9 protein-coding genes and 1 pseudogene are annotated in these 9,235 nt (G+C 54.9%); 3 read left to right on the top strand and 7 right to left on the bottom strand.

Annotated elements, in window-relative coordinates:
• A pseudogene (locus ACFE7X_RS21150) lies at positions 1-187 on the top strand (hypothetical protein); the annotation flags it as partial.
• Between the two features lie 227 nt (positions 188-414).
• Positions 415-1,821: an aspartate ammonia-lyase gene (gene aspA, locus ACFE7X_RS21145; protein ID WP_375437679.1), complete on the top strand. Its 1,407-nt coding sequence runs from the start codon at positions 415-417 to the stop codon at positions 1,819-1,821.
• A gap of 180 nt (positions 1,822-2,001) precedes the next feature.
• Here aspA and ACFE7X_RS21140 read toward each other — a convergent pair whose 3' ends face one another.
• The 4 genes from ACFE7X_RS21140 to ACFE7X_RS21125 all read right to left on the bottom strand — a co-directional run bounded on the left by ACFE7X_RS21140 (position 2,002) and on the right by ACFE7X_RS21125 (position 6,100).
• Entirely contained in the window at positions 2,002-2,541 is a 540-nt protein-coding gene (locus ACFE7X_RS21140) for a GNAT family N-acetyltransferase (RefSeq protein ID WP_375437678.1), read from the bottom strand.
• A 281-nt stretch (positions 2,542-2,822) separates the two neighbouring features.
• Entirely contained in the window at positions 2,823-3,464 is a 642-nt protein-coding gene (locus ACFE7X_RS21135) for an Hsp20/alpha crystallin family protein (RefSeq protein WP_375437677.1), read from the bottom strand.
• A 187-nt stretch (positions 3,465-3,651) separates the two neighbouring features.
• Entirely contained in the window at positions 3,652-4,347 is a 696-nt protein-coding gene (locus ACFE7X_RS21130; protein ID WP_375437676.1) for a haloacid dehalogenase type II, read from the bottom strand.
• A gap of 385 nt (positions 4,348-4,732) precedes the next feature.
• Entirely contained in the window at positions 4,733-6,100 is a 1,368-nt protein-coding gene (locus tag ACFE7X_RS21125; RefSeq protein WP_375437675.1) for a TPM domain-containing protein, read from the bottom strand.
• Between the two features lie 168 nt (positions 6,101-6,268).
• Here ACFE7X_RS21125 and ACFE7X_RS21120 point away from each other — a divergent pair, with 168 nt between their 5' ends.
• A complete protein-coding gene (locus ACFE7X_RS21120; RefSeq protein WP_375437674.1) occupies positions 6,269-6,715 on the top strand; it encodes a hypothetical protein in 447 nt (148 codons plus the stop codon).
• A 132-nt stretch (positions 6,716-6,847) separates the two neighbouring features.
• On the opposite strand, the gene ACFE7X_RS21115 is transcribed toward ACFE7X_RS21120, so the two are convergent.
• The 3 genes from ACFE7X_RS21115 to ACFE7X_RS21105 form a co-directional block, all read right to left on the bottom strand.
• Entirely contained in the window at positions 6,848-7,900 is a 1,053-nt protein-coding gene (locus tag ACFE7X_RS21115) for a methyltransferase domain-containing protein (RefSeq protein WP_375437673.1), read from the bottom strand.
• A 188-nt stretch (positions 7,901-8,088) separates the two neighbouring features.
• A complete protein-coding gene (locus ACFE7X_RS21110; RefSeq protein WP_375437672.1) occupies positions 8,089-8,640 on the bottom strand; it encodes a hypothetical protein in 552 nt (183 codons plus the stop codon).
• Between the two features lie 192 nt (positions 8,641-8,832).
• Entirely contained in the window at positions 8,833-9,234 is a 402-nt protein-coding gene (locus ACFE7X_RS21105; RefSeq protein ID WP_375437671.1) for an NUDIX domain-containing protein, read from the bottom strand.
• Position 9,235 lies beyond the last annotated feature (1 nt).

The following is a 9,235-nucleotide window of genomic DNA, read 5'->3' as shown; positions in this document are numbered from 1 at the left end:
CAAAACTGTGATGCTGCCCGAAATCTTTAAGTGGTACGAAGCTGATTTCGGCACCAGCGGTAAAACTGGCGTGGCGTATGTCAATCAGTTTCGCGCTGATAAGCGCGTCCCCACCTGGTTCGTTATGGATTATTACGCCTACGACTGGAGCCTGAACGATCAGAAAACGGAAGAGCCTAAGAAATAAACGACACTGCCACGGCAGGCGCGCAACCGCAAGATCAGCAGGTGAAACTAAGCAGTGATGCTGGTTTCACCTGCTGATCTTGCGGTTTGTGGTCAGTAGCAGGTCAGGGCAGTTGCTGGCGCTCAGGGTTTCCGCGCTTGTAAAGCAAATGGATGGGAGTTGTGGTTGCCAAACTTATCGTAGCTCTACCGTTTCCGTAGAAGAGGCTCCACTCCTACTTCCCACCTATGCTTACTTCCCGACTTGAACACGATTTTCTAGGTGAACGGGCTATTCCGGCCGATGCGTATTACGGCATCCAAACGCTGCGGGCGCTCGAAAATTTCAATATTACGGGCATTCCGCTGAAGTCGGAACCGCTGTTTGTGCAAGCGCTTGGCTACGTAAAAAAGGCCGCCGCCATGGCCAACCGTGATATGGGCGTGTTGGACCCAGCCATTGCCGACTGCATCACGCGGGCCTGCGACCGGGTTATTGCGGGCGAGATGGACCAGCAATTTCTAACCGATATGATTCAAGGTGGCGCTGGCACTTCGGTGAACATGAACGCCAACGAGGTTATTGCCAACGTAGCGTTGGAGCTAATGGGCAAGCCCAAAGGGCAATATGAATTTTGCCACCCCAACAATCACGTTAACTGCTCTCAGTCCACCAACGACGCTTATCCGACGGCGTTTCGCATTGCTCTCAATAACAAGCTGGAAAGCTATAGCCAAGCCCTAGGCGAGCTAGCCGACGCATTTGCCCGGAAAGGGGAAGAGTTTCGGAACGTGTTGAAAATGGGCCGTACCCAACTTCAGGATGCCGTGCCGATGAGCATGGGCGACGAGTTTAAGGCCTTTGCCACCAACCTGCGCGAGGAACTGCTGCGCATTCAGGATAGCCGTAACCTAATCAGTGAAATCAACATGGGCGCCACGGCCATTGGCACCCGGGTTAATGCCCCCTCCGGCTACGGAGAAAAGGTAACTGAATACCTGCGCAACATCACCGGACTAGACTTGGTGCTGGCCGGCGACTTGATAGAAGCCACGTATGATACGGGCGCTTATGTGCAGTTGTCGGGGGTGCTGAAGCGTACGGCCGTAAAACTCTCCAAAATCTGCAACGATTTGCGGCTCCTCTCGTCTGGTCCTCGGGCCGGCTTGTTTGAAATCAATCTGCCGCCGTTGCAGCCGGGTTCTAGTATTATGCCGGGCAAGGTGAATCCGGTGGTGCCGGAGGTGGTCAACCAAACTGCTTTCTACGTTATCGGAGCCGACCTGACGGTGACGATGGCCGCCGAAGCCGGGCAGTTGCAACTGAACGTGATGGAGCCGGTTATTTCGTTTGCCTTGTTTACCAGCATTTCCTACCTAACTCGGGCATGCCATACGCTACGCGAGAAGTGCGTGGTAGGCATTACAGCCAACGCCCAGCACGCTGAGAAGCTGGTTCGCAATAGCATTGGCATCGTTACGCAACTAAACCCAGTGCTCGGCTACGAAACCTCGGCCGAAATTGCCAAAGAAGCGTTGCGCACCGGCAAAAACGTGTACGATATAGCCGTAACCGAGCGTCAACTGCTTTCGCAGGCTAAATGGGACGAAATATTCACCTTTGAAAACTTAATTCGTCCGCAGTTTATTCAGTGATGAGCGGCAAGGGCAAGTGGCTGATTTTTTGGCATTTCCGCACCGCCTGTCTCTGTCTACTCTTCTACACAGATAGACCCTAACCCTTCCTTGTTCTCTGGGTTCGCTCCCGGACAATAAGAAAGGGGTGGGTACCTTCTTTTAAAGGACTGCACATCAGCAATAGTAGCCAACGCTTTCTTACTGAACCCGCTCCAGCAGCACGGTGGGCTGGTCGTGGTAGGTGGTACGGTGGTATTCCTGGTACCCGAATTTACGGGCTACCCGCAAGGAGGCTTCGTTTTTGGGGTGCACAATGCACACCGTGCGAACGAGCCCGAAGTGAGCATCGGCCCAGGCAATAGCCGCCTTCACAGCTTCGGTGGCGTAGCCTTGGCCGTGCGCAGAGGCAGCTAGTACCCACCCGATTTCTGGGGCGCCATTGCTGGCCGGCACGATGTTGCGCTTAGGATCGGCAAAGCCAACTACCCCAATGAAACGGCCCGATGCTTTGTCTTCCACGGCCCAGAAGCCGTAGCCCATCAGGGTCCAGTGGCCGACGCTGCGTAGCAAAGTGCCCCACACTTCTTCTTCCAGCATGGGCCGTGGACTTAGGTAGCGATACACCTTTGGGTCGGCCCACATGGTTACGTATTCGGCGAAGTCGCTAGGCTTGTAGCCACGCAAGAGCAGGCGAGCAGTTTCCAGAACTGGAACTTCAAGTACAGATTGGCTAAGCATGGACGCACGAAGGAGCTGGAGGAAGCTGTAGGGTTCCGGACGGGCTAAAGTAATAGGTGTCGGCAACAATAGCTCAAGTGGAGCGCTACAAAGCAGATAAAGAAATTATTGCCTTGGTTGCAGCGAATCCCAAAATACCGCAGCAGCTACGGCGGCTGGCAAGCAAAATCGGTTTTCCTGATCTTACCTGAGAAGCCATTTGAGCTAGCATCACCACGCAAAACAAAAGCCCCTCTTTCTGCGGAGGGGCTTTGTGCAATACCGAGCAGGGAGTTACCTATTTAGGAAATGGTTCCGGCGGTTTGTCGCCGATTGTTTGTTTCAGTGGCTTGCTTCGGCGTGTTGGTTTTCTTTTGGGCGTCGGTGTTGCCGTTAGTGTTTTGCCCGTTGCCGGACTGCTGCACGGCCACATCGGTAGCTTGCTGGCCTACACGCTCCGAAATTTGCCCGCTACTCGTGCTGTTGTTAGCAGCAGAATTCTGCTCACCCCGGATTTGAATCTGGTGGCGCATCGTTTTCTGCTCGTCTTTCGGCACACTCACTCGTAGCACACCGTCCTCGAAAGAAGCGTCTATGCCGCTGGCGTTTACGGTATCAGGCAGTTGAAAAGAGCGCTGGAAAGACCCGAACGAACTTTCTACCATGTGGTAGCGGCGCTGATTCTGCTCGTTGCGGAACTGCCGCTCCCCGGCAATGGTCAGGCGACCTTGGTGAAAGTCCACCTTGATGTCTTCCCGCTTCATGCCAGGCAAGGCAGCTTCTATTTCGTAACTCTTCTCGGTTTCGTAGGCATCAACGTGGGGCGAAAAGCTGTTGACGCGCCCCCGCGAGGCCAGCGAATCGTTGAAGAACCGGTCGAGCATCGTGCTGAAATTCGACGATGCCATGTCAGAGAAGGAATCTTGAAATTTTTGAATAGCCATGACGTTGAAAGTTTAAGTGAAACAAACAACGATGCCATTTACGATTCGAAAAAAACAGAGGTTTCACTTAAAAGCGCAGTTTTTTATAGCGTCAAACAAGATTATTAAATGAAATCTACCGTTGCTTGAGTACGCACTTTCAATTGCCTTACCGACAAGCTTCCGGCTGCTTGCAACACAAAGCACGCTACCCCATAATCTGCTTGGCTACCTCCACTAACGTCTTGCCTTGGTAGGTGGGAGGGGGCGCCAAAGGGTACAGCTCCTGACCGGGCCGGGCAATAAAGCCCGCGGCCAGTCCGGCATGCAAGGCGCCTGCTACGTCCCAGCCTTGCGCGGCTATCAGAGCGGCTTCGGCTGGTTGTACTCCCGCCGTTTGCACGGCGGCTTGGTACGTATCCAGGTGAGGCTTGTAGCGGTGCCCGATGTCGATGCTCAGGCCTTGCTCGAAGTAATGAATGATGCCGGCGTAGCGCAGTTGCTCATCCAGCGCCGGGCGGGTGGAATTGCTGAAAGCCACTAGCCGAATACCTACGTCTAGTAGCATAGCCAGTCCTTTCGGAACGTCCTTGTGCGCTGGCAGCTCCGTTAGCAGCTGCACTATTTCGCGCTTCTTGGCGGGCTTGAGGGGCTTCCCTTCTAGCTTGGTAACCGTCATGTCAAGGGCCGCTTCCGCTATGGCGCTGAACGGATGGTAAGAGCCCGTTACGGTGTCTACCAGCGAATATTGAAGGAGTAAGCCAAACCACTGTTGAAAAGCGAACTTGTTGCCGAAGGATTTGCCGACCGTCCGCTTCAATTTGCTCATATCCAGCAAAGTCTCGTTGACATCGAAAAAAATAACCTTAGGCTGCGGCGGACGAGTAGGTAAGGAAGGCTGCATAGAAATGAAAAACGGTGGAGGAAGGACTTGGAATGCAGTGCCACATACGCACACTTCGGACTTAAGTGGCTGCCGGTCAGTAATCTTGGTAGTACGCTCAGCAATTGCCTTCTAAATCAGGAGGCGCACACGTAAGGCGCCATTGCTTGAAGCAGCAAGAAGCCCTGAAGATACCTTCAAGGCTTCTTGCTTTTGCTATCTGAATGCGGCTAGTTGCTCATGGAAATCCGGATGGTGTTTGGACCTCCCAGATGATAAGGACGCAACACAGACAAAGCAACAAGCAAAATGTTATCTGCGCTCGTATTGCGTGACCTGGTCGATTTCCGTGCTGCAACTCAATACTTTGGATTTGGGCGGCTGTTTGCACTGCTAGCAGGCTAGTTTACCACGAGCCGCTATTGTCGTCGTCGCTGTCGAAGCCGCCTCCGCCAGTGTCATCCGATGACATATCATCATAGGAAGCGTTATCGTCTGAGGAGAAATAGTCAGGCGAGGAATTGTCGACGCCCGAGTCGTCTGAGAAATAATCGGGGGCCGCATCATTAGCTGCGGAACCGCCAAACGCCGGAAATTCATCTGCCGACGAAGCGCCACCGGCTGCTCCAGCAGCACCTGCTAGGCCCGTAGCACCGGGGTCGAGAGACGCGGGGCTATTGCCGTGGTCCGTTAAGCCGTTCCCGGATTCATCGTGGCCTCCGGAAGCCATCCGATTACCTAGGTAGGCTCCGGCCGCGGCGGCGGCACCCGTTGCGAGGATACCGCCCATGCCGCTGCCCATACCGCCACCCATGCCACCGCCAAACCCGCTGCCGCCCATTCCGGGGCCGCGGTTGCCATAAAAGTCAGGTCCCTGCTGTTGCGGAGGCACCCCACCCCGGTTGTTGTTGCCGCCAGTTGGGGCATTGGGGCGGTTGCCATAAAAGTCGGGTGCGTTGTTGGGGGCCACCGCAGTCTGTGACTTACGCCGAAACAGCCGTATCAACACCCACATCACCCCGCCAATCAGCAGTGCTCCAATGGCCAGCGTTCCGATGCCTAAACCCGATGATTGGGGTGCCGGCACTGTTGATTGCGGCGTAAAAGGCTCGGTTGTGGGGGTGTTATCGGTGGCCGCTAGGTCCTCGGCATTCAAGGGAGAACTGCTACCCGCTGCTCCCGTTCCGGCTGCTCCTCCCGTGGCCGGAGCAGGGGTGGTAGCCGAAGCCGATTGGTTTTTCTGCGGATTGGAATCGGGGTTGGCCGCCAACATCAGCGTGTTCAAGCCGGTACGTACTCCGGCAAAGTAGTTGCCTTGCTTGAAGCTAGGCGTCATCTGCTCGTTGATAACCCGGGCCGTTAACTCGGGCGTAATTACGCTTTTCAGTCCCGAGCCCGGCTGAATCGTGACTTTGCGCTCTTGCCCTGATAGCAGTAGCACAATCCCATTGTTTTTGTCGCGCTGGCCTACGCTCCAGGCTTGGCCAAGCGCCCGGCCGTAGTCGGCCACCGTGCGGCCACCTAGCGTAGGCACCGTTACCACCACTATTTGGGTGCCCGTTTTGTCGGCGTAGCGACGCAGGCCGCTTTCCAAAGTTTCGGCGTCGGCAGCACTAAGTAGCTTGGCTTCGTCGGTTACGAAGCGGAAAGGAGAAGGCCGGGCCGGTAGTCCTTCCGCTGATTGAGCTGCCGATTCTGACTGAGCAGCAGCGGGTACAGCCAAACTCATTCCGGTTGATATGAGCAGCAAAAAAAGAAACAAGAAGCGAGGCATAGTGCGAAGAGGTGTAGTTAGATGAGTGGCCTATTATCGCCTTCTACGGAGCTTAGCGCGCTAGCAGCCATGCGAATACCATCAATCAAGTTGAAATTGCTGGTGTGGCACTATAATAACTGCAACAAATATTAATTTGCTTATATATGCACGTTGCCTTTGTGGTTTATGAAGAAAACACTGCTGTCCACTTTATATTTTCAGAACGCAGCTGAGCAGTTGTTGGAGGACTCCGCTGGATTTTTGCGAGCTAATTGGAACAATAGTCCGCGCCAGTCAGAAGAGGTGCGGGCCCTATTCACGCACATGATTTATGCCTTGCAGCGTCGTAACTGGAGCCGCATCATAATCAATCAAGTGGGGATGAGGCCTTTCTCGCGGGAAGAGCAGCACTGGGTGGCGCAGGAATGGCTGCCAATGGCCGTACAGGCTGGCTACGGCCACGGTGCAATTGTGGGTTCGCGCGATGTGATGGTACGCCTTGCCACCGCCTACATCACCACGCATATGCAAAGTTTGCCCCTGATCTATCAATCTTTTGAAACCGAAGCCGAGGCCCTGGAATGGTTGCTTCGGCAGCCCCACTCGCCACAGTTGCAACGCAAACTCTCCTAAGCTATGCTGTGAGAGATATGTAGTCTGTTAGTATCAGCTGCTGTCTGATATACACAGCAAATTCAACGATTGAAGTGCAATAGAAACGCAAAATCCGACATCTCTACCGCACCTCAACTGCCGTAAAACCACTTAGCAACCGCACCCCGCCGCTGCCTCACCCGACGCAGAAGTTGTTGCGGGAACAGGACCGCAGTCGAACAAGCCGAAGTGGCGATTTTTATTGCCTACTACCTGAAAGTAAGGCGCATAACGGGTTGCACTCACCATAGCGGCCGTGTTGCCGCACACGAGCATCGGCCGACCGGTTTCGAAAGTATGATGGTCGTCGAGCACAAACTGATGGGGCTGGCCGGGCACGGTGCCCAGGTAGGTGGCTACTTGGCCGTAGTCTTCGCAACGGTCTTCTAGGTCGAGCTTGAAAGCGCGCACTGTGAACGAGTAGAACCCGATGTTGCCGACTTTGGCTTCGATTTCCGGGTTGTTGATGGTGAGGCGGCGGCTGGCGAAGAGACGGTAATCTGACACGCCGAGGCGCATAAGCAGCCGCCGAAAATCCTCGGTGTAGAGGGCGCCGCTCAGGCACTCGCCGTACAAAACCGGGTCTTGGCGCAACGCTTCGGGCACGCGGCGGTCGGCAAATACATCGGCAATAAACAATTCGCCACCGGGCTTTAGCACCCGAAATATTTCACGATAAGTAGCTTCTTTGTCGGTGCTCAGGTTGAGCACACAGTTGCTTACTACCAGGTCCACGCTATTGTCAGGGAGGCCGGCCGCTTGCAAGTCTTCGATGTAGCCGTGGCGAAATTCCACGTTGGGCTGGGTGTAGCCAAACTGCGCGGTATGGAATTCAACGTGGCGGCGGGCCACATCGAGTTGCTCTTCGGTCATGTCGATGCCAACAACGCGGCCCGTTTCCCCAACCAGCTTGGAAAGCAGAAACGCATCGCGGCCCGAGCCGCTGCCCAGGTCCAGCACGGTGCACCCTTCAATGGCATCGGGTACGCACACGCCGCAACCGTAATACTTGTTTAGCACCTCGGGAGCCAGTTGGGCGAGTATGCGGCGGTGAGTTAGCGGAACGTCATCGGTGCAGCAGGCATTGGTGAGTAGGTCTTGGTTGGTTTCCAGTTGCGAACCGTAGTAGTCCTGCACTTGGGCGTGGGTGTCGGAAGTTTGCATAGCCATGAAGGTAAAAAAGCTTACGTGCACAACCGGCATCTCGGGCGGTGGTTTTGCCACTTCGAGTTTAGTAAAGTCCTCTAGCCCGCTGCTTCCAAAGCCGACGAGCACACCCCTCAGTGACCAAGACAAGCAAGAAGCTAACAGGACGGATAGCGGTACAACTTGGTCGGGTACTTAACTGAAAGTCAGTAAGATAAGTGGCCTAAGCGCACCCGCAGGTATTGTTGCAGCCAGATTGGGTAGAGGTTGTACACCACATTAACAAGTGTAAGCAGCAAGGCCCACTTCCAGTAGCCGTGAGCGGCAGCGTAGACACCACTCAGCAGAAAGAACAGGAACAGCATCAAGTGGAAACGCTCTTGGTGGTAGCTGGTGCGGATAAGCGCCCCAAGTGAGGTACGGGTGCGAATGTGCCGGTAGTCCGGGTACTGGCGCCGGACAAGGCGGTTGATAAGGTCGCCGTGCTGAGTGAAGCGGTTAACTAGGGGTACGCCCAGTTGGCGGTAAGCAGCAGGCCCACCACTAAGTTGCCAGTGCCGAAACCTCGAAATCGGGACGACATAGGCCAAGAAACTAGCGGCTAAAAACCCATACAGCCACGGCCGGGCCATATGCTGATAGCAAAAGACGCAAAGGGGCCCCAAGCTCAGCACCGACCAAAATATATTCGGTACGGCATTGTAGAAGGCCAACAAGGCCGGAGACGGGGCGGCAGCTTTCTTTCCGGTCGGCGGCATCGACGATAGACGATACGAGGGACGTAGCGCTGACCCTCTTTTCGCTAAAATACAAAAGCTAGCGTCCCGGTTGGTTTGCTGGTGCTGTAGCGCAAAGCAGCGGGGTTTGTAGCACGCAATAAAAGATGGAGTAGTTACGGCGCGACCAAGGAGAATAGCACTTACGCCTTCGTCAGCCGCCGCTAGTGCGCTTCACTCAGCGAAGAGTTGTTGTTCTCGCAGCCAATCAAAAATCTTTTGATCGACGGGTGACACCAAGGACCGGTCCTGGTAGCGCAGCCAAACCACTTCTTCGATTTCTGCGGCCGGTTGCAAGGTGCCAGTGTAGTGGCCGCTGTAGCAGATCATGACAACGTTAACTCCCGTCGGGTGGCCGTGAGCCTGCGCCTTGAATGTGCCCACGTGCTGTAGACTCGCCACTTCCAGGTCAACCGTTAGCTCTTCTTTGATTTCGCGCACCAAAGTTTCGGCGTCCGTTTCACCTGCTTCGCGCTTGCCCCCCGGAATATAGTATCGGTCTTTGCCGCGGCTGCGGGTGCTCAAAAGCCTGCCTTCGTGCAGGTGCAGCCACGCTACTTTATCAATTGTTTTCACG

Origin of the sequence: uncultured Hymenobacter sp. (assembly GCF_964242765.1) — a bacterium.
In the GTDB taxonomy this organism is placed as follows: domain Bacteria; phylum Bacteroidota; class Bacteroidia; order Cytophagales; family Hymenobacteraceae; genus Hymenobacter.
Note: the sequence above shows the minus strand (reverse complement) of the source record. Positions and strands in the feature narration are given on the sequence as shown.

Excerpts from the sequence above, each read along its gene's own strand:
- aspA (WP_375437679.1), top strand. The coding sequence starts at position 415 with ATGCTTACTTCCCGACTTGAACACGATTTTCTAGGTGAACGGGCTATT.
- ACFE7X_RS21135 (WP_375437677.1), bottom strand. The coding sequence starts at position 3,464 with ATGGCTATTCAAAAATTTCAAGATTCCTTCTCTGACATGGCATCGTCG.
- ACFE7X_RS21110 (WP_375437672.1), bottom strand. The coding sequence starts at position 8,640 with ATGCCGCCGACCGGAAAGAAAGCTGCCGCCCCGTCTCCGGCCTTGTTG.
- ACFE7X_RS21115 (WP_375437673.1), bottom strand. The coding sequence starts at position 7,900 with ATGCAAACTTCCGACACCCACGCCCAAGTGCAGGACTACTACGGTTCG.
- ACFE7X_RS21130 (WP_375437676.1), bottom strand. The coding sequence starts at position 4,347 with ATGCAGCCTTCCTTACCTACTCGTCCGCCGCAGCCTAAGGTTATTTTT.
- ACFE7X_RS21125 (WP_375437675.1), bottom strand. The coding sequence starts at position 6,100 with ATGCCTCGCTTCTTGTTTCTTTTTTTGCTGCTCATATCAACCGGAATG.
- ACFE7X_RS21120 (WP_375437674.1), top strand. The coding sequence starts at position 6,269 with ATGAAGAAAACACTGCTGTCCACTTTATATTTTCAGAACGCAGCTGAG.
- ACFE7X_RS21140 (WP_375437678.1), bottom strand. The coding sequence starts at position 2,541 with ATGCTTAGCCAATCTGTACTTGAAGTTCCAGTTCTGGAAACTGCTCGC.